The organism is Methylobacterium variabile (assembly GCF_001043975.1).
Classification (GTDB): domain Bacteria; phylum Pseudomonadota; class Alphaproteobacteria; order Rhizobiales; family Beijerinckiaceae; genus Methylobacterium; species Methylobacterium variabile.
In genome coordinates, this window is the sequence record NZ_LABY01000081.1 from 32230 (window position 1) to 54389 (window position 22160).

Genomic DNA, 22160 nt, shown 5'->3' on the forward strand with positions numbered 1-22160 from the left:
TCTCGGCGCCGCGTCGTTCCTGTGTAGCGGCCGGACCGCAGAACGCAACGCGACCGGGTGTGGCCGCAGGACCGCGCCGCCACGGCTGCGCGCTGCGGCGGCGGGGGGCTCGCGCCGCCGCGGCCGGGCCGCTGTTGCCGCAGAGGCGCGGCCGCCCGCAAAAGGCCGCACTTCGGGCGCTTGAGGACGTGCGGTGCTTGTGCGGCCGGCGGGGGGCGCCTAACCAGCATCGAGCGGAAGGGGGCCCGACCGCATCCGTCCGATGAAGCAGATCGAACGATACATCTTCCGCATCGCCCTCGGGGCCTTCCTGTCGTGCCTGATCGGGCTGACGGGCGTGATCTGGGTGACGCAGGCCCTGCGCGAGCTCGACCTGATCACCGCCAAGGGCCAGACGCTGCTGATCTTCTTCCTGATCACCGGCCTGTCGCTGCCGACGCTGATCACGGTGATCGCGCCGGTCGCCCTGTTCATCGCGGTGGTCTACGCCCTCAACAAGCTCAACGGCGATTCCGAGCTGATCGTGATGAGCGCCGCCGGGATGTCGCCGCGCCACCTGATGCGGCCTTTCCTGACGCTCGCCCTCGTCGTCAGCGCCGCCATCGCCTTCCTGACCATCCAGGTGATGCCGTCGAGCTTCCAGGAGCTGCGCGACGTGCTCACCCGCGTGCGCGGCGACTTCATCGCCAACGTGGTCAAGGAGGGGCAGTTCACCAGCCTCGACAGCGGCATCACCTTCCACTTCCGCGAGCGGGCGCCGAACGGGGCGCTGCTCGGCATCTTCATGCAGGACCGGCGCGAGGCCGGGCGCACGGTGGTCTACCTCGCCGAGCGCGGCCAGGCGGTCGACCTCGACGGCCAGACCTACCTGGTGCTCGAGAAGGGCAGCATCCACCGCCAGCAGCCGAACAGCCGCGACGCCTCGATCATCACCTTCCAGCGCTACGCCGTCGACCTCGCGGCCTTCACGCCGCCGGACGCCGACACGGTCTACAAGCCGCGGGAGCGCTCGACCGTGCAGCTGATGTTCCCGAACCCGGACGAGACCTACTACAAGCTCACCAAGGGCCGCTTCCGGGCCGAGCTGCACGACCGGCTGTCCTCCTGGCTCTACCCGCTGGCCTTGGGCCTCATCGCCTTCGCGGCCCTCGGCGACCCCCGCACCACCCGCCAGGGCCGGGGCCTCGCCGTCGCGGGCGCGATCGCCGCCGTGGTGGGCTTGCGCATCGCGGGCTTCGCCGCCGCGAGCGCGACCGTGCGCAGCCAGGCCGCCGTGACGGCGGTCTACGCCGCCCCGCTCATCGCCATCGGGCTGTCGCTCCTCGTCGCCTATCAGGGCAACCGGGTGCGGGCCTTCAACGCCGGCGTGGGCTTGCGGCTGCGCCGCCTCTCGGCCGCGCTCCCGCTCCGGTCGTTCCGGATGCGGGCGGGTTGAGCCTGATGCTGATCGGCGCCACCCTCGGCCGCTACCTGGCGGCCCGCTTCCTGCGCATGATCCTGGGGGTCTTCCTCACGGTCTTCGCCCTCGTCTACACCCTCGACTTCGTCGAGCTGATGCGCCGGGCCGGCGACGCCGAGGGCGCCTCGGCCGCCGTGATGGCGCGCCTCGCCCTCTTCCGCACCCCGGCGGTGGCCGAGCAGGTGCTGCCCTTCGCGATCCTGTTCGGCGCCATGGCGGCGCTGCTCCAGCTCAGCCGCAAGCTTGAGCTGGTGGTGGCGCGGGCCGCCGGCATCTCGGCCTGGCAGTTCCTGCAGCCCGGCGCCCTGGTGGCGCTGGGCATCGGCGCCTTCACGGTCGGGGTCTACAACCCGGTCTCGGCCGAGCTGAAGCAGCGCTCCACCGAGATCGAAGCCAAGATCTTCGCCCGCTCGACCAAGGCCGCCTCCGGCAAGGACCTGTGGATCCGCCAGCGCAGCATCGACGGCCAGGCGATCATCCGGGCCGAGACCGCGGTGGAGGGCACCACCACCCTCGCGGGCGTCGCGGTCTTCACCTTCGACGAGTCCGGTGCCTTCACCCAGGAGATGCAGGCCGCCCGGGCCACCCTGCACGACGGCTACTGGGAGCTGCAGGACGTGCGGGTCCAGGCGATGGATTCCGAGCCGCAGAGCTACGACACCTACCTGATTGCCTCGACCCTCGACCCCTCGCAGGTGCGTCAGCGCTTCACCCCGCCGGAATCCGTGCCATTCTGGCAACTCACCGAGACGATCGCCCGGACCGAGCGGGCGGGACTCGACGCCACGCGCTACCGGCTGCAGTACGACGTGCTGATGGCGCGGCCGGTGCTGTTCCTGGCGATGGTGCTGGTGGCCGCATCGGTTTCATTAAGGTTCTTCCGCTTTGGTGGGATCGGCAAGATGGTGCTCGGCGGCGTCGCGGCGGGCTTCGTCCTCTATGTGGCGCGGCAGGTGATGGAGGGCCTCGGCGCCTCTGGATTAGTTGCGGCTCCGGTGGCGGCCTGGTTCCCGGCCGTGGTAGGGAGTCTCCTCGGAACGCTCGCGCTTCTGCACCTGGAGGACGGCTGATGCCCGACCTCCGGCGGAACGACGCGGGCACAGTGGGTGCGGGGATGGGTCGAGTCGTGCGTAGGGCCGCGGGCGTCGCGGTCACCGGGTCCCTGACGGTCCTGCTGGCCGCTGCCGTCACGGCAGGCGCGAGCCTGCCGGCGCACGCGCAGGGCACCCTCAACGACCGCCTGGCGGCCGGCTCGTCGAAGGGCGGCGGCAACGAGCGGCTGCTCGTCGAGGCCAAGGAGCTCGTCTACGACAACGACCGCAACACGGTCTCGGCCGTGGGCAACGCCGAGCTGCATTACGGCCCGCGCACCCTGTTGGCCGACCGCGTGCGCTACGACCGCAACACCGGCCGGGTCTTCGCCGAGGGCAACGTCCGCCTGACCGACGAGACCGGCGCGGTGGTGACCGGCGACCGGATGGAGCTGACCGACGACTTCAAGTCCGGCTTCATCGACTCGCTGCGGATCCAGCAGACCATCGAGCAGCGCGGCCGCCCGGCCCGGGTGCGCTTCTCCGCCCCGCGGGCGGAGCGCATCGAGGGCCAGACCACGACCTTCGAGTACGGCACCTACACGGCCTGCGAGCCGTGCAAGGACAACCCGGAGCGGCCGCCGCTCTGGCAGGTGAGGTCGGCACGGATCATCCACAACAACGAGGAGCGCCGGATCTACTACGAGGATTCGACCCTCGAGATCGCTGGCGTGCCGGTGGCGTACCTGCCCTACTTCTACTCGCCGGACCCGACGGTGCGGCGCGACACCGGCTTCCTGGCGCCGCACTTCGTGTCCTCGAACGTGCTCGGCTACGGCATCGGCACGCCGTTCTTCTGGAACATCGCGCCGGACTACGACCTGACGGTGGAGCCGACCTTCCTGTCGAAGCAGGGCGTGCTCGGCCAGGCCGAGTGGCGCCAGCGCCTGGCCAACGGCTTCTACAACGTCCGGGTCAGCGGCATCTTCCAGTCGACGCCGAGCGTCTTCCTGCCCGGCCCCCTCGGCTCCGGCGACCGCGACTTCCGCGGCTCGATCGAGTCCAGCGGCCACTTCTATCTCGGCCAGCAGTGGCGCGCGGGGTGGGACGTCGTCGGCGTCACCGACAAGTGGTTCCTCGACAACTACCGCATCCGCAACCAGACGATCAGCACGGACTACTTCCGCGAGGCGATCTCCACCGCCTACCTGATCGGCCAGGGCGACCGCTCGTGGTTCGAGGCGCGGGGCTACTACTTCAAGGGCCTGTCGACCTTCGACTGGCAGAAGCAGCAGCCGATCGTCGCGCCGGTGATCGACTACGACAAGCGCCGGGACGGGCCGGAGCCGCTCGGCGGCGAGGTGCGGTTCCAGTTCAACTTCCAGAACCTGACCCGGGACGCGACCCAGTATCAGGAGATCCCGCGCACCCGCACCTACCTGCTGAGCCCGAGCGTCAACGGCATCACCTTCCCGCTCTACAGCACCTGCACGGTGTTCGAGCGCGGGCAGTGCGTCGTCAACGGGCTCGCTGGCTACAACACCCGGGCGACCGCGCAGCTGTCGTGGCGGCGCACCTTCACGGACGAGTTCGGCCAGCGCTGGCAGCCCTTCGCCTACCTGCGGGGGGACGCCTTCTACGTCGACCCGAGCCGCACCGGCTTCCAGAATTCCGAGATCACCAACCTGTTCTCGCCCGACACCGACTTCTCGGGCCGGATCATGCCGGCGGTCGGGCTCGAGTACCGCTACCCGTTCGTCGCGGATTTCGGGCCGCTCGGCGTCCACACCATCTCGCCGGTCGCCCAGGTGATCGCCCGGCCGAGCGAGACCCATATCGGCCGGCTGCCGAACGAGGACGCCCAGAGCCTCGTCTTCGACGACACCTCGCTGTTCCAGTGGGACAAGTTCTCCGGCTACGACCGGGTCGAGGGCGGCGTGCGCGCCAATCTCGGGGCCGAGTACTCGATCACCGGCCGCAACGGGTTCTACATGAACGCGATGTTCGGCGAGTCGATCGCGCTCGCCGGGGTCAACTCGTTCCGCCGCGGCGACATCGCCAATGTCGGCCGCGATTCGGGTCTCGAGACCACCCGCTCGGACTTCGTCTCGCGCTTCCAGGTCTCGCCGAACCAGAACATCAGCTTCATCACCCGGGCCCGCTTCGACAACGCCACCTTCGCGCTCAAGCGCCTGGAGACCGGCGTGACGGCGAAGTTCGCGCCGTTCCTGCCGCTCGAGACCTCGCTGCTCTACGCCCGCTACGAGGCGCAACCCGAACTCGGCTATGAGCGCCGCCGCGAGGGCCTGCAGGCCACCGCCCTCTACAACATCACGCCGAACTGGTTCGTCACCGGCTCGGTGCTGTTCGACCTCTCGCACTACCTGCAGGTGCGCGAGTTCTACGCCTCGGCGGCGCAGTCCTACTTCCTCAACCCGGTCGGCACCGCGCCGGTCTACGACAGGCCGGACAAGTTCTACGTCTCGGCCTCGGGCTTCGGCTTCGGCTACCGGGACGAGTGCACGACGATCTCGCTGAACTATCTCTCCTCGCCGATCGAGACGGCGACGGGCCTGCGCGAGCGCAACCAGACCTTCCTGCTCCGGCTGGAGCTGCGCACCCTCGGCGAGGCGAACATCCGCCAGAACGTGAGCACCACCACGACCGCGGACGGCATCGCCACGGCCCGGTGACGGGCCGCGGGCGACCAGGGCTCCAGATCCCGGGCGCTTGCCCGGCGGGAGCCGGGATGCCATGGCGCGGCGACGCGCAACCACGGACGGGATCCGCGATGACCACAGCCCTCGCGCTGACCCAGGGCGATCCGGCCGGGATCGGCCCGGAGATCACCCTGCGGGCCTGGCTGGCCCGGGAAGAGCACGGCCTGGCGCCGTTCTTCGTCATCGGCGACCCGGACTTCCTCGGGCGGATCGCGGCCCGGCTCGGCCTCGCGGTGCCGCTGGCCGAGGTGACGCCGGAGGCCGCCGCGGAGGCTTTCGGACGCGCCCTCCCGGTGGTGCGGCTGCCGGGCGGGCTCACCGTGGCGGCGGAGCCCGGCCGGCCCGATCCGGCGAGCGCCGCCGGCACCCTGGCCTCGATCGACGAGGCGGTGCGGCTGGTGCGGGCGGGCCGCGCGCCCGCCCTCGTCACCAACCCGATCGCCAAGCACGTCCTCTACGCGGCGGGCTTCCGGCATCCCGGCCACACCGAGTACCTGGCGGCCCTCGCGGCGGAGCCCGGCGGACCCGCCCCGACGCCCGTGATGCTGCTCTGGTCCGAGGCCCTGGCCGTGGTGCCGGTGACGATCCACGTGGCGTTGCGCCGGGTGCCGGAGCTGCTCACCGCCGAGCTCGTGATCGAGACCGCCCGCATCGTCGACCGCGACATGCGGTCCCGCTTCGGCCTCCCCGCCCCGCGCCTCGTGCTCGCCGGGCTCAACCCGCATGCGGGCGAGGCCGGCACCATGGGCACCGAGGACCGCGACGTGCTGGCCCCGGCCGTGGCGCGGCTGCGGGCCGAGGGCATCGCCATCACCGGCCCGCACCCGGCCGACACGCTGTTCCATGCCCGGGCCCGGGCCGCCTACGACGTCGCGCTCGCCCCGACCCATGACCAGGCCCTGATCCCGATCAAGACGCTGGCCTTCGACGAGGGCGTGAACGTGACCCTCGGGCTGCCGTTCCTGCGCACCTCGCCGGACCACGGCACCGCCTTCGACATCGCCGGCCGGGGTCTGGCCAAGCCCGACAGCCTGATCGCCGCCCTGAAGCTCGCCGGCCGGCTGACCCGGGCGTCGGCCGGGGCGGGCGCATGAGCGCGCCGGACGGATTGCCGCCCTTGCGGGAGGTGGTGCGGGCGCACGACCTCATGCCCCGCCGCTCGCTGGGCCAGAACTTCCTGTTCGACCTGAACCTCACCGGGCGGATCGCGCGGTCGGCCGGGCCGCTCGAGGGCGTGACGGTGGTGGAGGTCGGCCCCGGCCCCGGCGGCCTGACCCGGGCGCTCCTCATGCACGGCGCCGCGCGGGTGATCGCCATCGAGCGCGACCCCCGCGCCCTGCCGGCGCTCGCCGAGATCGCCGCGCATTATCCCGGCCGCCTGGAGGTGGTGGAGGCCGACGCCCTCTCCTTCGACCCGCGTCCGCTGGTGGGCGAGGGGCCGGCCCGCATCGTCGCCAACCTCCCCTACAACGTCGGCACGCAGCTCCTCACCGGCTGGCTCACGCCGGAGGCCTGGCCGCCCTGGTGGGACTCGCTCACCCTGATGTTCCAGCGCGAGGTGGCGGAGCGCATCGTCGCCGACGAGGGCGACCGGGCGAATTACGGTCGCCTCGGCGTGCTGTGCGGCTGGCGCACGACGAGCCAGATCCTGTTCGACGTTCCGCCCTCGGCCTTCGTGCCGCCCCCGAAAGTCACCTCGAGCGTCGTGCGGCTGGTGCCGCGGCCCGAGCCCCTGCCCTGCCGGGTCCGCGCACTCGAGGCGGTGACCGGTGCGGCGTTCGGCCAGCGGCGCAAGATGCTGCGCCAGAGCCTCAAGGCCGCGACGCCGGACCCGGGCCGCCTGCTCGCCGCCGCCGGCGTTGCCGAGACGGCCCGGGCCGAGGAGGTGCCGGTCGCGGGGTTCGTGGCGATGGCGCAGGCCCTCTGATACTCCAAGGCCCAGGATGCTGACGCATCGATTTCGATCTCGGGCGTGCCCGAGATCGACGGGGCCGTTGATCCATTTGTAATTTCCGACACCAAGCCAGGGGCTTGGTGAAAATTCGAGACCGGAACCGACGGTCATCCCCAATGACCGTTGGTATGAGAACGACGAAGCCCCCGATCCGGGCGGGATCGGGGGCTTCGCGAAGGGTGCGGAGAGAGCGTCTCTCTTCCGCGATGCGGGCGTCAGCGGCTCTGCTGGATGGCCGAGACCACCCACTGGCCGCCGCGCTGGCGCAGGAAGGTCCAGACCTCCGTCGCCTCGGGCGGGTTGGTCTCGACGACCCGGCCGCTGGCGCGCTCGATCAGCGCGTCGCGCAGGGTGTAGCGCATCGCCACGGTGGCGTAGTCGACCGGGCCCTCGCGCCAGGACTCGGCGAGGTCGCCCTGCTGCAGCTTCACGTCGGCGATCCGGTTGACCAGGCCGCGGGACGCGTTGGCCTTCAGCTCCTCGGTGAAGTAGCCGGCCATCTCCGGCGTAGTGAGGCGGCGCAGGGTGGCGACGTCCTCGGCGCCGTAGGCGAGCTGGACCTGGGTCAGGGTACGCTCGAAGGCGTCGAAGTCCTGCGGGCCGATGCCGACCTCGTCGCGCTGGGCCGGACGGGCGGGCGCGGCCGCGCCGCCGCCGAGGCCGGCACCGAGACCACCCAGGCCGCCGCCCAGGCCACCGAGGGGACCGCCGGGACCGGCGGCCGGGCCGCTGCGGTTGTAGGCCCCCGCCATCGCCGGCTGGGCCTGGCGGCGGCGGAAGAAGCGCACGACCAGCAGGACCACGCCGATCAACAGGCCGACCTGAAGCAGCAGGCCGAGGAACGACGCGATGCCGCCGAGGCCGCCGAAGAAGCCGCCGCCGATCAGCGCGCCGAGCAGGCCGGCACCGAGCAGGCCAGCGAAGAAGCCGCCGCCGAAGCGGCGCTGCGGCGCCGCGGGCGCCCCCATCTGCGAGCCGGGCTGCGTCATCGAGCGCTGCATCGGCGCCGGGGCACCGGGAGCGGTCGTGGTCGGGGCCGGCGACGAGTAGGTGCGGGAGCCGCGCGATCCCATCGAGGAGCCGCTGCCGGGACGCGCCTCGCCGGCCGTCGCCGCCACGGCCATCAAGGCCGCCAGGCCGAAGGCCACCGCCGTCCGGCGGCCGCGGGTGAAGGTGGTCATCATCGGTTCGTATCGCCTCGTGCAATCACCAGTGAGGGGCGTCCGTTCCCCCCTTACGCACATATGGGGGCACGGGTGGCGCAGTAGAAGAGAGGCATCGCGTCGGATGCCTTCCGGGTCGTAACTATACGCGGCGAAGATTCACCGATCGGAGAAGGGTCTGCCAAGCGGGAAATTTTTGAGATGACAGGGATTATCGGAGGGCGGCACTTCGTGACGGGCGCACCCGCGGCGCCTCGGCCGCCGGGAAGGTGAGGCGCACGCGGGTGCCCTCGCCGGGGCTGCTGCGCAGGGCGACGGCGCCCCCCTGGCGCTTGACCAGGGCATTGAGGATGGCGAGGCCGGTGCCGCGGCCAGGCTCGCGCGTGGTGAAGAACGGCTCGAGCGCCCGGGCCAGCACCTCTGGCGTCATCCCGCTGCCGGTATCCGAGACGCTGAGCTCGACGGTACGGCCCGCGGCCCCGTCGACCGCCACGCCCTCGCCGCCGTGGTTGCGGGTCGCGATCGCGACGCGCCCGCCCGCCGGCATCGCCTCGCCAGCGTTGCGCAGCAGGATCTGGAGGATCAACTCGGTCTGGACCGGATCGATGCAGGCGATCCACAGGTCCTCGGCGAGATCGAGGTCGAGGGCGATCGCGGGGCCGAGCAGGCCCGTCGCCCGGTCCCGGAAGGCACCCAGCAGCCCGTTGAGGTCGACCGCCCGGGGCTCCGGCCGGTGCTTGCGGGAGAAGGCCAGGAGGTGGCGGGTGAGGGAGGAGGCGCGCTCGGCCGCGTCGGTCGAGCGGCTCAGCGCCCGCTGGACGAACGCGTCCGGATGCTCGCCGAGCCGCCGCCGCAGGCCGTCGACGTAGCCGACCAGGATCTGGAGCAGGTTGTTGAACTCGTGCGCGACGCCGTTGGTGAGCTGGCCCAGGGCCTCCCGCCGCTGCGCCAGGCCGAGCGCCGCCTCGAGGTCGCGGCAACGGGAGGTCTCGACGATCTGGACCAGGCGGTCGGCCCCGGGCTCCCGCACCGGCGAGAGGTGAAGCACCGCCCAGAGCGTCGCGCCGTCGGGCCGGCGCAGCAGCGCCTCGGCGCTCGCCGGCCCGCCCGAGGCCAGGAGGGCGCGCAGGGTCGCCTCCGCCTCGCCATCGGCGGCGAGAGCCGCGACGGCAGGCAGGCCGTCCCCGAGGAGGGCTCCGGCGGCCGGGTTGGCGAAGCGCACGTCGCCCTCGGGGCCGGACGCGACCAGCAGGGACGGCAGCGGCGCGGCCGCCAGCGCGGCGCACAGGGCTCCGGCATCCTCCGGCGTCTCAGCAGCGGGCGCCGGCGCGAGGACATCCGGCACGGGCGGGCCTCCGTGGTGGGGCGGGCCAGGACCGCTCGCCCCGCGGCGGCCGGGCTGTCTCCGCGGTCTGGTCCGTCACTCTAGAGCAAGTCCGGGCGGCGTGGAAACCACGCCGCGGCCATCGTCGTCGACGAGGACCGTCGGCCCGAAGATCGCCTCGAAGCGGGCCCGCAGAACCGCGTCGACCTCGGGCAGGGTCACCGGGCGGCCGAGATCGACCAGGCTGGTGACGCCGTGCTCGCGCACGCCGCAGGGCACGATGCCGGAGAAGTGCGACAGGTCCGGCTCGACGTTCAGGCTGACGCCGTGGAACGTCACCCAGCGCCGCACCCGGATGCCGATCGCCGCGATCTTGTCCTCGACGCCCGGCCCCTTCTCCGGCCGGCGCACCCAGACGCCGACCCGATCCTCCCGGCGCTCGCCCCGCACCGTGTACGCCTCGAGGGTCGCGATCAGCCAGGCCTCGAGCGCCGCCACGTAGGCGCGCAGGTCCGGCCGCCGCCGGTTGAGGTCGAGCATCACGTAGGCCACGCGCTGCCCGGGGCCGTGATAGGTGTACTGCCCGCCCCGGCCGGTGCGGTGGACCGGGAAGCGCTCCGGCGCCACGAGGTCGGCCGCCTTCGCCGAGGTGCCGGCGGTGTAGAGCGGCGGATGCTCGACGAGCCAGACCCGCTCGAGGGCGCGGCCCTCCGCGATGGACGCGGCCCGCGCCTCCATCGCCGCCTCGGCCTCGTGATAGTCGAGGAGCGCGTCGCGCACCACCCACTCGACGGGAGGGCTCCCGAGCCGGGGCAGGAGGGAACCCGGGGCGGTCTCGAGCCGGACGTTTACCAAGGCTTCACCATAAGATCGGAAACTTCGCGCATCGGTTCTTGGTCAGGGTGGGTGCGTCCGTTGGCGGTCCTCGACATTCTCAAGGTTGACCTCGCGGTCGTGCTCGGGCGGACCCGGATGCCGATCCACATGCTGCTGCGCATGGGCCGCGGCGCGGTGATCGAGCTCGAATCCACCGACACCGATATGGTCGAGATCCTCGCCAACAACCACCCGATCGCCCGCGGCCAGATCGTGGTCACGGGCAACCGCATCTCCGTGGAGGTGACCGAGCTGATCCGCAAGGCCGAGGTCGTGCGCGAGCCCGGCATCCGCATCGGCGACGGCGCCGCCTCCCTGCTCACCACCCTGTCGGATGCCCTCTGACGAGAATGTTTGCCAGATCCGCATCGGGGCGCTTGCGTCCCCGGAAGGGGGCTGGTATTCGCAGCCTCGCTTCGGACGGGTCTCACCCCCGCCCCGCCGTTTCCGGCGAGACGAAGCGCTCCGCGGCCGTGGCGGAATTGGTAGACGCGCTAGCTTGAGGTGCTAGTTGGGCAACCAGTGGAGGTTCGAGTCCTCTCGGCCGCACCATTCTCTCCGCGAAGGGTAGAATGGAGACCGAACCCGGCGAAGGCGGCTCGATGGTGATCGAGACGACGAACCGGTCGAGGTTGCCGAAGCGTTGGACCTTTGATGGTCTTTGTGGTTGTTCTTGATTTTGTTTCAGATCTGTCCGGACTAGTTTTCGATGTCCGGCGCTCTCCGCGGCCGTGGCGGAATTGGTAGACGCGCTAGCTTGAGGTGCTAGTTGGGCAACCAGTGGAGGTTCGAGTCCTCTCGGCCGCACCATCCTACTTCCGTTGAAGAAAGCCGGATGGTCCTGCAAGAACTGCGGCAATAACCCTGGCACGCGGTACAGCAGCCAGAGGCTCCCTGAGGCAGGAAATCCGCCGAAACTCCTGCTATTGCGATGGATCATCGTGGGATGGTTGGCGGCGCTGACGCCGCCTTGCCCCGATCGCCCGGCTCCTCACGCATGACGGTCCACTCCTGAGCAAGCGGAAGTCGCGGCGACGGACGGCTACGGTTTTCCGCGCGTGACCAGAACCTCGACCCGGCCAGGACATCCCTTCCCTCCGCGCACCCAGCGCCTCGGTGACCGCGCTGATGCGTCGATGACAACCGGGACGACATCCTTCACTCTCCGATCGTCACGGAAAGCTGACAAGCCGCAGCTTGGGGCCGCACGCCCCGGCGGAAGCGGAGGCCATGGAACTCGCGTCGAGCGATTGCATTCCTGCGGCCGAGGCCGCCCCCGCTCGGGTGGTCGGCCGACGGCGAGAGGCAACGGCAAGTGTCATGGCGCGGGGAAAACCGCTCACGTTCGCCCGGCACTCCGCGCTGGCATGGTCGTCAGTTTTCAGAAGAAGCGCGGCACCACGAAGCGGATGCCCAGAAGCCCGATCAGCGACAACGTTCCGCTGACAAGGAGGACGTACAGAACCGAGGCGTCCGCACCGTAGTTCGGATAGAAGGCCGATCGGCAGACCTTGACGATGTGCATGAGAGGATTCCACTGCACGTACTCGTAGAGGGCTTGCGGCATCGACTCGGTGACGAAGAACGCTCCGCTGGTAAAATACATAAGGAGCGAAGGAACGATGACACCCAGGTTCCAGGGCGGGAACATCTGAGAGATGAACACGTTCATGAATCCCATCGACAATGCGAAGAAGAGTGCGAGCAACATGCTCTCGCAGAACGCGAACGAGTCTCGGGGGACAATTTGCGCCCCGAAGCAGACGGCAACAAAAAAGACCAACGAAATGCTCAGCGCACTCGTACAAATTTCGACGAGCGCGCGCGACATGACAACGTCGAAGAACTTGACCTGAGGAAAATAGATCAACTGCCTGTTCTGTGCCGGCCCCTCCATCATCTTTCGGGACATGTAGTTGAAAATGATATAGGGAGCCAACCCAGAGACGGCGAACAGCACGATGTTGTCACCGATCGGCACAGGCATGCGCCGGATCACGTAGAACCCGGTGATGACCAGGATGTGAGCGCAGGGCCATCCGACGGCAATGCTGTAGCCCCACATCGTACCGCCGAACCGGGTGCGGATGTCGCGCAGGATCATCGCGCCGAGCACGTCCAGCTGGACATCGAGCACTGATTTCGCCTGGTTCGCCATCGATTGCTCCCGTCCCGCCTCCGGCCACGCTCAGGCGTGAGGCCCAAACGCTCGGCTCTCCGGATCACGCCGATTTCCGCTGCGACGAACCGGACCCCGCTTCGTCGGCGGACGCTCTAGGTCGACAATGCGGCAACCGGGTGACCGGCGCCTCAGGTCTCCGACAGGTCGGGCAGGGTCCGAGCGTCGCCGTGGTAGGACCGGTTCGGGCGCATGTCGACGGCGGAGGCCATGCGGTTCGACATGTTGAAGAAGCTCGCCACCGCGGCGATGTCCCAGAGGTCGCGCTCGCCGAATCCGGCGTCGCGCAGGGCCTCCCGGTCCTCCTCCTCGATGGTCCAGGGCGCCTCGGTCAGGGCCACGGCGAAGTCGAGCATGGCGCGGTGGCGGGGTGAGAGGTCGGCGGCGCGGTAGTTCATCGCCATGATCTCGCCGAGGACCGGATCGCCCGACAGGCTGCGCACCGCCGCCCCGTGCGCGGTCAGGCAGTAGTAGCAGCGGTTCACGCTCGAGACCGCCACGGCGATCATCTCGCGCTCGAGCTTCGACAGGCCGGACGGCGCCAGCATCAGGTCGTTGTAGAGCGCCGCGAAGGCCTCGAGCTTGGCGCTGTCGTGGGCGTAGGCCAGCAGCACGTTCGGCACGAAGCCGATCTTCTCGCGGCACTTGTCGAAGTAGGCCCGCATCTCCGGCGACAGGTCCGGGGACGGCGCGAGATCGAGGGCCATCACGGCGCCCTCAGCCTCCTGGGGCGCCGGCCGCTCGCCGACCTCCGGCTGAGCCGCCGCCCGCTTCCTGCTCCCGGCCATGCCCGTGCTCTCCCAGTTCTTCCGGGGCAGCTATAGCAGTTTACCCCGGCCACGCGAGGCCGGGCACTTGGCTTCCGCGAAGCTGGGGTTGCGGGGGCCGACCCGCTGTGCCACCGCTCCGACCGTCAACCTCGGCAGAGGACGAGCAGACGTGGAACCCTCGACCGCGACCGCGACCCCCGAAGCGAAGGCCAGCCGCACCGACCTGATCGCCGCCGCGGCGGCGAGGGCGGAAGACCGGGGCGGACCCGGCGGCTTCGTCCGCGACCTCTACGGCCGGGTCGCGCCGGAGGACCTGACCGCCTACCCGCCCGAGGCCCTGGCCGACCTCGCCCTCGCCGCCCGCAAACACCTCGCCGCCGCCCGGCCGGGCCGGACGGTGAGCGCCGTGCGCCTGAGCGACGTCGAGGTGATGCAGGGCGGGCGCCGGCGCGACCTCACGGTGCTGGAGGCGGTCAACGCCAATCGGCCCTTCCTGCTCGATTCGACCCTGGCGGAGCTGGTCGAGCGCGGCTACCAGCCCCGCCTCGTCGCCCATCCGATCCTCGGCGTCGAGCGCGACGCCGACGGCGCCCTGGTGCGGGTCGTCGGCGAGACCACGGCGCAGGAAGCCGGCGGCGAGGCCGGGGGCCTGGCCCGCGAGAGCTTCATCCACGTCCACCTCGACCGCATCGACGACGAGACGGCCCGCGCGGCGCTCGTGGCGAGCCTGACCCGGGTCTACGCCGACGTCGCCGTGGCGGCTGAGGATCACGAGGCGATGCTCGACCGCCTCGCTGCCGCGGCCGCGGCCTACGACGCGCCGACGCCGCTCTCGCGGGAGGAGACGGCCGAGGCCGCTTCCTTCCTCGACTGGCTGCGGGACGGGCACTTCGTGCTCCTGGGCCTGCGCGAGTACCGGGACGAGGGGAGCGCCGATCACGCCGGCGTGCCGGAGAGCGGGCTCGGCCTCCTGCGCGACCCCGCCGTCGAGGTGCTGCGGCGCGGCGACGCCATGGTGGCGGTGACGCCGGAGATCCGCGCCTTCCTGGAGGGGCCCGAGGCGCTGCTCGTCACCAAGGCGAGCCTGCGCTCGCGGGTGCGCCGGCGGGCGCATCTCGACCTGATCAGCGTCAAGCTGTTCACGCGGGAGGGCGGTCATCCGGGCCGGCCCTCGGGCGAGCTGCGCCTCGTCGGCCTGTTCACCGGCAGCGCCTATGCGAGCCGGGCCGAGGAGGTGCCGTACCTGCGCCGCAAGATCGTCGCGGTGCTCAACCGGGCCGGCCTCGACCCGACGAGCCATGCCGGGCGCTCCCTCGTCCACGTGCTCGAGACCTACCCGCGCGACGACCTGTTTCAGATCGACCCCGGCCTGCTGCTGCGCTTCGCGCTCGCCATCGTCTCCCTCGCCGACCGGCCGCGGGTGCGGGTGCTGGCGCGGCCCGACAAGTTCGGCCGTTTCATCTCCCTCATCGCCTACCTGCCGAAGGATCGCACCGACGCGCAGCTCCAGGCCCGGATCGGCGCCTACCTGGCGGACGCCCTCGGGGGCCGCCTCTCGGCGGTCTATCCCGACTATCCCGAGGGGCCCCTCGCGCGCCTCCACGTCATCGTGGCGACGCCCGGCGCCCCGCCCGAGGAGATCGACGCGGGGAGGCTCGAGGCCGGCATCGTCGACCTCGCCCGCACCTGGGCCGACTCGTTGCGCGAGGCCCTCGCCGAGGCCCGCGGCGGCGACGCCCGCGGGCTCGCCGCCGTCTACGCCGACGCCTTCCCGGCGGGCTACCGCGAGATGTACACGGGCGCCCAGGCCCTGCCGGATATCGCCATCCTGGAGCGGATCTCGGAGGGACAGCCCCGGGCGGTCGACCTCTTCCGCCGGCCCGGCGATCCCGAGACGCGGGTCGGCCTCAAGCTCTTCTCTCGCGGTCAGGCCCTGCCGCTGTCCGAGCGGGTGCCGGTGCTCGAGAATCTCGGCTTCCGGGTGATCGACGAGCGCTCCTACCGGCTGAAGCCCGAGGGGACCGGCGCCCGGGTCTGGCTGCACGACATGGTGCTGGAGCGCGCCACCGGCGGCCCCGTCGACGTGGCGGCGGCCGAGGGCCTGGTCGAGGCCGCCCTCCTGGCGCTCGCCCGCGACCTCGCCGAGTCCGACGCCTACAACCGCCTGGTGCTCGAGGCCGGGCTCGGCTGGCGCGACGTCGCCCTGGTGCGGGCGCTCGGCCGCTACCTGCGCCAATTGCGCATCCGCTACGGCCAGGACTACCTGGCGGCGACGCTGGCGCGCCACCCGAACCTCGCCCGGCGCCTCGTCGCGCTGTTCTACGCCCGCTTCGACCCGCGCCGCGAGGGCGACCGGGGCGCGGCCCAGGAGGCGGTGCGGGCCGAGATCGAGGCCGACCTCGCGGGGGTGACGAGCCTCGACGAGGACCGCATCCTGCGCCGCTTCGTCAACCTGGTGGAGGCGGCCCAGCGCACGAACTTCTTCCAGATCGGCCGCAACGGCCTGCCGCCGGACACCATCGCGTTCAAGTTCCGCTGCGCCAAGGTCGACGGCATGCCGCTGCCGCGGCCGCTGTTCGAGATCTTCGTCTACAGCCCCCGCGTCGAGGGCGTGCACCTACGCTTCGGCTACATCGCCCGCGGGGGCCTGCGCTGGTCGGACCGGCCGGAGGATTTCCGCACCGAGATCCTCGGCCTCGTCAAGGCGCAGCAGGTCAAGAACGCCGTGATCGTGCCGGTCGGCGCCAAGGGCGGCTTCTTCCCCAAGCGCCTGCCCCCGCCCTCCGACCGCCACGCCTGGATGCAGGAGGGCACCGAGAGCTACCGGGTCTTCATCCGCACGCTGCTCGCGCTCACCGACAACATCGTCGACGGCGCTATCGTCCCGCCGCCCGCTACCGTGCGGCACGACGAGGACGACGCCTACCTGGTGGTCGCCGCCGACAAGGGCACCGCCACCTTCTCGGACGTCGCCAACGCCCTCTCGATCGAGGCGCATCACTGGCTCGGCGACGCCTTCGCGTCTGGCGGCAGCCAGGGCTACGACCACAAGCAGATGGGCATCACCGCCCGGGGCGCCTGGGAGGCGGTCAAGCGCCACTTCCGCGAGGTCGACGTCGACATCCAGAGCGAGCCGGTCACGGTCGCGGGCGTCGGCGACATGTCGGGCGACGTGTTCGGCAACGGCATGCTGCTGTCGCGCTGCCTCAAGCTCGTCGCCGCCTTCGACCACCGCGACATCTTCCTCGACCCCGATCCCGACCCGGCCGCCTCGCACGCCGAGCGCAAGCGCCTGTTCGGGCTCCCCCGCTCGTCCTGGGCCGATTACGACCGCACGAAGATCTCGGCCGGCGGCGGGGTCTTCTCCCGCCAGGCCAAGACGGTGCCGCTGTCGCCGCAGGTTCGCGCGCGCCTGGGACTCGACCGGACCGAGGCGACCCCGGCCGAGGTGATGCAGGCGATCCTGCGCGCTCCGGTCGACCTCCTGTGGTTCGGCGGCATCGGCACCTACGTGCGCGCCACCTCCGAGAGCGACGACGAGGCCGGCGACCGGGCGAACGACGCGATCCGCATCACCGGCGCGGAGCTGCGCGCCCGGGTCGTCGGCGAGGGCGCGAATCTGGGCCTGACCCAGAGCGGCCGGATCGAGGCCGCCCGCCGGGGCGTGCGCCTCAATACCGACGCGATCGACAACTCGGCCGGGGTCAACACCTCGGACGTCGAGGTCAACATCAAGATCGCGCTGGCGACCCCCGAGCGCGACGGCCGCCTGAGCCCGGAGAGCCGCAACGCGCTTCTCTCCGGCATGACCGAGGCGGTGGCCGACCTGGTGCTGCGCAACAACCAGCTCCAGACCCTCGCCCTGTCGCTGGCCCAGCGCTCCGCCGCGGCCGAGACCGGCTTTGCCGCCCGGCTGATGCAGATGCTGGAGGCCGAGGGGCGCCTCGACCGCGGCGTCGAGTTCCTGCCCGCCGACGCCGCCCTCGCCGAGCGGGCGCAGGGCGGCGAGGGCCTGACCCGGCCGGAACTGGCGGTGCTGCTCGCCTACGCCAAGCTCTCGCTCAAGGATGCGCTCCTCGACAGTGCGGTGCCGGACGACCCCTACCTCGCCCGGGAGCTCGAGCGCTCGTTCCCGCCGGTCCTCGTCGCCCGCTACCCCGACGCGGTGCAGGGCCATCGCCTGCGGCGGGAGATCATCGCGACGAGCCTCGCCAACGCCATCGTCAACCGCGGCGGGCCGACCATCGTCAGCCGGCTCGCCGACGAGACCGGCGCCGAGGCCCCGGCGATCGCCGCCGCCTACGCGGTGACCCGCGACGCCTTCGGGCTGATCGACCTCAACAAGGCCGTCGACGGGCTCGACGGCGCGATCGCGGGCGAGCAGCAGCTCGGCCTCTACGCCGAGCTGCAGGACCTGCTGCGCCAGCGCATGGTCTGGTTCATCCGCAACGGCGAGGCCGCTCCCGGCGGCATCGAGGCCGCGGTCCAGCGCTACCGCGACGGCATCGCGGCGGTGTCGGCCGCCCTTCCGGGCGCCCTGCCCCCGGCCGCCGCCGAGGCGCTCGCCCGGCGCATCCGCGCCCTCGTCGACCATGGCGTGCCGGAGGCCCTGGCCGGCCGCCTCGCCTCCTTGGGCGAGCTCGGCGCGGCGCCGGACATCGTCCAGGTCGCCGAGGCGACCGGGCGCCCGCCGGAGACGATCGCCGCGACCCACTTCGCGCTCGCCGACCTCTTCCGCCTCAACGCCCTGTCCACCGCCGCCCGGGCGGTTCCGGTGGCCGACACCTTCGACCGCATCGCCCTCGAGCGGGCGGTGGCCGGCATCGCCAGCGCCCACCGGGCGCTGACCGCCGAGGCCGCCTCCTTCGAGGCCGAGGGCGCGGCCGCGGTCGAGGCCTGGAGCGCGGCCCGCGGCGCGTCGCTCGCCCGCATCCGCACGGCGGTCGCGGCCATCGCCGCCTCGGGCCTGACGGTCTCGAAGGTGTCGGTGGCGGCGAGCCTGCTCGGGGACCTAGCCCGGCGATGACCGCGCCGGAATTCGGGGAGGTTTTCAGGGCCCGCTTCGCGGACCTGGTCGCCTGGCGCCGCGACGTGCGGCGCTTCCGCCCCGATCCGGTGCCGGAGGATGCCTTCCGGACGTGCCTGGCGCTGGCCTGCCTCAGCCCCTCGGTCGGCAACAGCCAGCCTTGGCGCTTCGTGCGGGTGGCGGGCCCGGCCCGGCGGCAGGGCGTGATCGCGAGCTTCGAGCGCTGCAACGCCGAGGCCGCCGCCGGCTACGACGACGACCGGGCCGCCGCCTACCGGCGCCTTAAGCTCGCCGGCCTGCGCGAGGCCCCGGTCCACCTCGCCGTGTTCTGCGACGAGGGGACGAGCGCCGGCCACGGCCTCGGCCGCGCCACCATGCCGGAGATGCTGCGCTACTCCGCCGTCACCGCCATCCACACCTTCTGGCTCGCCGCCCGGGCCCACGGCCTCGGCGTCGGCTGGGTCTCGATCCTGTGCCCCGGGGAGGTGACGGCGGCCCTCGACGTGCCGGAGGCCTGGCGCCTGATCGCCTACCTGTGCGTCGGCTACCCGGCCGAGGAGCACGCCGACCCGGAGCTGGTGCGCCACGGGTGGCAGGCGCGCGAGGAATGGGGAGCGGCGCTGTTGGAGCGGTGAACCGCCAAAAGGCCCGAAACGTGCACGTCCGCGCTTGATACATACTAGTAGGTACACTACACCGGACACGCTGCCATCGCGGCCGCGGAGGTTCTCCATGCCACTGGTCCATATCTCCCTGAAGCGCGAGCGCCCGCCCGAGGAGCGGCGCGCCATCGCGGATGCCGTCCACGCCGCCCTCACCCAGAGCATCGGCGTGCCGGCCGACGACCGCTTCCAGGTCGTGTCGAGCCGGTTCGACGACCTGATCTACGATCCCGGCTACCTCGGCGTCGCCCGCAGCGACGGGCTGGTGATCGTGCAGATCCAGCTCTCGACCGGGCGCAGCGTCGCGCAGAAGAAGGCGCTGTTCCGGGCGGTCGCCGACAACCTCGGCGCGGCCGGGGTGCGGCCCGAGGACGTGTTTGTCACCCTGGTCGAGATCGCCCGGGAGAACTGGTCCTTCGGCAACGGCATCGCGCACTACGCCGACGCGGCCCCGCCCCATCTCGCGGCCACGGCCTGACGGTCTGGCCTGACGGGCCCGGCCGCGGCATACCGCCCTTCGACGACAGGAGGCGGGCGTGGCGCGGCAGGGATCATCGAAGCGCGAGGCGATCGTCGCGGCGACGAAGGCGCTGCTCTGGGAGCGCGGCTACGAGGCGACGAGCCCGCGGGACGTGCTCGACCGCAGCGGGGCCGGCCAGGGCAGCCTCTACCATCACTTCCCCGGCAAGCGGGAGGTCGCGGCCGCGGCGCTGGCCGAGATGGCCGAGGAGGAGATCGCGGCGGTCGACGCGCTGTTTGCATCCCACACCCCTCCCCTCGACCGCGTCCGGGCCTACCTGACCCGGGAGCGGCAGGCCCTGCGCGGCTGCCGCCTCGCGCGCCTCGCCAACGAGGCGGCCATGGAGGAGCCGGTCCTGCGCGAGCCGGTCGCGGCCTATCTCGGTCGCATCCAGGCGTCCTTGCGCGCGAGCCTGGAGGAGGCGAGGGCCGCCGGGAGCCTGCTGCCCGGAATCGAGCCCGCCGCGCTCGCGGCCGTGCTGATCGCGGTCGTCGAGGGCGGCTACGTGCTCGCCCGAGTGCACTGGGACCCGGGCGCGATGCGCGAGGCGATCGACGGCGCCGTGCAGCTGCTGGCCGCCGTCACCCGCTCTCAGGCGTGAGCCTGCGCCGCCAGGATGCCGACACCGACCGCGATGACGCCGATGCCGAAGATCATCAGCGGGGTCACCGGCTCGCCGAACAGGAGTGCGCCGCCGAGCGCCGCACCGACCATGCCCACCCCGGCCCAGATCGCGTAGACGACCCCGATCGGCAGCATGTCCATGCTGGTCGACATCAGCCACAGGGCGGTGCCGTAGCCGAGGGCGACGAGCAGGGTCGGGCCCGGGCGGGTGAGCCCGTCCGCGGCCTTGAGGGCGAGGGTCGCGGTGATCTCGGCGCCGATCGCCACCGCGAGGGTCAGGAACGGGTTCATGCGGTCGCCGTGAGCGGCAGCGGCTCGGCCGTCGCGGAACCCGTGAACATCTCGAGATCGTCGACGAACTGCTCGACGATCTCGCTGGAGCTCGCGAGGCAGGTGCCGAGATAGTCCGGCAGGGCGGGCGGTGCCGCGATGCCCTCGGCGCGCAGGCGGTCGTTCGCGAAGGTGAAGTCCAGGGCGCAGAACATGTAGTAGGCCCGGGTGGCGCGCAGCATCGCGTGCTTCAGGGCTGTGTCGAGCCCGAAGGTCGCGGCGAAGCGCTCGCGCAGGGCGGCCCGGTCGGCGAAGTCGAAGCGGTCGACGTGGCGGGGGCCACCCTCCGGATCGGCCGCCTCGAAGGCCCGGAACAGGTCCGGCCAGCGCGTCAGCGACTCCTCCCCGGCAGAGACGTGGTAGAGGCTGTGCGCGAGACCGGGCTTGCGCAGGAGCGCGAGCAGCGCGGCGGCGGCCCAGTCCACCGGCACGATGTCGATGCCCGTGCGGGTCTCCGTCGGCAGGAGGCGGAGCCGGTCGGCGGCGCGCACCAGCCAGAGGATGCTCGAGCTCGGGGCGGCGCCGAGGGTCGAGTGGCCGACGACGATCGAGGGCCGCGCCACGACGAGCGGCAGGTCGGCGAACTCGGCCGCGAGCGACGTCTCGGCCGCGGCCTTCGAGGCCGTGTAGGCGACCAGATGGCGATCCTCCGGGTGCGGCAGCGCCTCCCGCACCAGGGAGGGCGCGTCCGCGCCGCAGCTCATGGCAGTGCCCACGTGCAGGAAGCGCTGGAGCTTCGGCATGGAGCGGGTGCGCCGGGCGAGCGCCAGGGTGCCGAGGTGATTGGTGCGGAAAACCCGCTCCTCCCCGCGATAGGACGTGTCGGCCGCGAGGTGGAGGATGTGCGTCACGCCGTCGAGCCGCGGGTCGGCATCCTGGTCGGCCCGGGTGAAATCCCCCGGCACGATCGTCACCGTCCGGGCGAGCCGGTGGGCGGTGAAGAGATCCGTGAAGCGGGACAGCCGCGCCGCGAGCCTCTGATGTCCCTGCTCGACGTCGGCGCAGCGCACGAGGCAGACCCACTCGTCGCCGTCGCGCCGGCTCAACGCTTGATGAAGGACGGCGCCGCCCAGAAAGCCGGTTGCGCCCGTCAGTAATATCCGTGCCACGCTGGACCTCCCCGCACTCAGGAGAGATGCCACAAATGAGCGGGCGGAAAATCCACTCCAGCGGCACCAAACTCGTATTCATGCAGTATGTTGCTCGCACGCAACCGTCTATTTCTCGTTATGATTAGTCCATCCGTGTAAAATTCGGCCGAGAAATACAATGGAAACAGAGGGACGTAATCCGGTTGGCCTAGGCGCAGGTGAGCGCCACCGCTTCCTCGTCGCGAGGAACGGCGGCGGCCGAGGCCGGAAACCCTTGGAAAAAACTCTCGGGAACCATGCGCGGCGCGGCCGCGCCGGCGCTCAGCTCCGGGTGAGCAGGTGGGCGAGAAGCGCCCGCAGCTGAGCCGGCTTGAGGGGCTTGAGCACGAGCTCGCAGCGCGCCGCCCGCACCCGCGCCTCGACCTCGGCCG

General features: G+C 71.6%; 17 protein-coding genes and 2 tRNA genes. 12 read left to right on the top strand and 7 right to left on the bottom strand.

The window, feature by feature from the left end:
• Nucleotides 1–262: 262 nt before the first annotated feature.
• The 5 genes from lptF (at nt 263) to rsmA (ending at nt 7137) form a co-directional block, all read left to right on the top strand.
• Nucleotides 263–1435, top strand: coding sequence for an LPS export ABC transporter permease LptF (gene lptF, locus VQ02_RS12870; protein ID WP_048444598.1), 1173 nt, complete (start codon nt 263–265; stop codon nt 1433–1435).
• A 5-nt stretch (nt 1436–1440) separates the two neighbouring features.
• On the top strand, nt 1441–2529 hold the full coding sequence (gene lptG, locus VQ02_RS12875; RefSeq protein WP_048444613.1) for an LPS export ABC transporter permease LptG: 1089 nt from the start codon (nt 1441–1443) through the stop codon (nt 2527–2529).
• Nucleotides 2529–5183 carry an LPS-assembly protein LptD gene (locus tag VQ02_RS12880; protein ID WP_083469189.1) on the top strand — a complete coding sequence of 885 codons (2655 nt, stop codon included), beginning with the start codon at nt 2529–2531 and terminating at the stop codon, nt 5181–5183. The genes lptG and VQ02_RS12880 overlap by 1 nt, the downstream gene beginning before the upstream one ends.
• Nucleotides 5184–5281: 98 nt before the next feature.
• Nucleotides 5282–6304, top strand: coding sequence for a 4-hydroxythreonine-4-phosphate dehydrogenase PdxA (gene pdxA, locus VQ02_RS12885; protein ID WP_048444599.1), 1023 nt, complete (start codon nt 5282–5284; stop codon nt 6302–6304).
• Nucleotides 6301–7137: a 16S rRNA (adenine(1518)-N(6)/adenine(1519)-N(6))-dimethyltransferase RsmA gene (rsmA, locus tag VQ02_RS12890; RefSeq protein WP_048444600.1), complete on the top strand. Its 837-nt coding sequence runs from the start codon at nt 6301–6303 to the stop codon at nt 7135–7137. The genes pdxA and rsmA overlap by 4 nt, the downstream gene beginning before the upstream one ends.
• A 242-nt stretch (nt 7138–7379) precedes the next feature.
• On the opposite strand, the gene VQ02_RS12895 is transcribed toward rsmA, so the two are convergent.
• The 3 genes from VQ02_RS12895 to lipB form a co-directional block, all read right to left on the bottom strand.
• A complete protein-coding gene (locus VQ02_RS12895; RefSeq protein WP_048444601.1) occupies nt 7380–8348 on the bottom strand; it encodes a TIM44-like domain-containing protein in 969 nt (322 codons plus the stop codon).
• A 190-nt stretch (nt 8349–8538) separates the two neighbouring features.
• Nucleotides 8539–9672, bottom strand: a complete 1134-nt coding sequence (locus tag VQ02_RS12900; protein ID WP_053080354.1) for an ATP-binding protein — start codon at nt 9670–9672, stop codon at nt 8539–8541.
• Nucleotides 9673–9747: 75 nt separating this feature from the next.
• The gene (gene lipB, locus VQ02_RS12905; RefSeq protein ID WP_048444602.1) at nt 9748–10506 is read right to left on the bottom strand and encodes a lipoyl(octanoyl) transferase LipB; all 759 of its coding nucleotides are present in this window, start codon (nt 10504–10506) and stop codon (nt 9748–9750) included.
• Between the two features lie 60 nt (nt 10507–10566).
• Between lipB and VQ02_RS12910 the strand changes: the two genes are divergently transcribed.
• From VQ02_RS12910 to VQ02_RS12920, 3 genes are all read left to right on the top strand, one after another.
• Nucleotides 10567–10872: a FliM/FliN family flagellar motor switch protein gene (locus tag VQ02_RS12910; protein WP_048444616.1), complete on the top strand. Its 306-nt coding sequence runs from the start codon at nt 10567–10569 to the stop codon at nt 10870–10872.
• 122 nt (nt 10873–10994) lie between these two features.
• Nucleotides 10995–11079 (top strand) — tRNA-Leu (locus VQ02_RS12915).
• 173 nt (nt 11080–11252) lie between these two features.
• A tRNA-Leu gene (locus tag VQ02_RS12920) sits at nt 11253–11337 on the top strand.
• Between the two features lie 571 nt (nt 11338–11908).
• Here the strand turns inward: VQ02_RS12920 and VQ02_RS12925 are convergent.
• Together VQ02_RS12925 and VQ02_RS12930 are read right to left on the bottom strand one after the other, a co-directional pair.
• Nucleotides 11909–12685: an ABC transporter permease gene (locus VQ02_RS12925; protein ID WP_048444603.1), complete on the bottom strand. Its 777-nt coding sequence runs from the start codon at nt 12683–12685 to the stop codon at nt 11909–11911.
• A 152-nt stretch (nt 12686–12837) separates the two neighbouring features.
• Nucleotides 12838–13494, bottom strand: a complete 657-nt coding sequence (locus VQ02_RS12930; protein ID WP_048444604.1) for a peroxidase-related enzyme — start codon at nt 13492–13494, stop codon at nt 12838–12840.
• 151 nt (nt 13495–13645) lie between these two features.
• On the opposite strand from VQ02_RS12930, the gene VQ02_RS12935 reads away from it, so the two are divergent.
• The 4 genes from VQ02_RS12935 (at nt 13646) to VQ02_RS12950 (ending at nt 20285) form a co-directional block, all read left to right on the top strand.
• Nucleotides 13646–18502 (top strand): NAD-glutamate dehydrogenase, encoded by a 4857-nt coding sequence (locus VQ02_RS12935; protein WP_048444605.1) that lies wholly within the window; start codon nt 13646–13648, stop codon nt 18500–18502.
• Entirely contained in the window at nt 18499–19137 is a 639-nt protein-coding gene (gene bluB / locus VQ02_RS12940) for a 5,6-dimethylbenzimidazole synthase (protein ID WP_048444606.1), read from the top strand. Before VQ02_RS12935 ends, bluB begins: the two co-directional genes overlap by 4 nt.
• A 97-nt stretch (nt 19138–19234) precedes the next feature.
• Nucleotides 19235–19642, top strand: a complete 408-nt coding sequence (locus tag VQ02_RS12945) for a tautomerase family protein (RefSeq protein WP_048444607.1) — start codon at nt 19235–19237, stop codon at nt 19640–19642.
• Nucleotides 19643–19700: 58 nt separating this feature from the next.
• Entirely contained in the window at nt 19701–20285 is a 585-nt protein-coding gene (locus VQ02_RS12950) for a TetR/AcrR family transcriptional regulator (protein ID WP_048444608.1), read from the top strand.
• Here VQ02_RS12950 and VQ02_RS12955 read toward each other — a convergent pair.
• On the bottom strand, nt 20276–20599 hold the full coding sequence (locus tag VQ02_RS12955) for a DMT family transporter (RefSeq protein WP_048444609.1): 324 nt from the start codon (nt 20597–20599) through the stop codon (nt 20276–20278). The genes VQ02_RS12950 and VQ02_RS12955 overlap by 10 nt on opposite strands.
• On the bottom strand, nt 20596–21747 hold the full coding sequence (locus VQ02_RS12960) for an SDR family oxidoreductase (protein WP_245239717.1): 1152 nt from the start codon (nt 21745–21747) through the stop codon (nt 20596–20598). Before VQ02_RS12960 ends, VQ02_RS12955 begins: the two co-directional genes overlap by 4 nt.
• Nucleotides 21748–22160 lie beyond the last annotated feature (413 nt).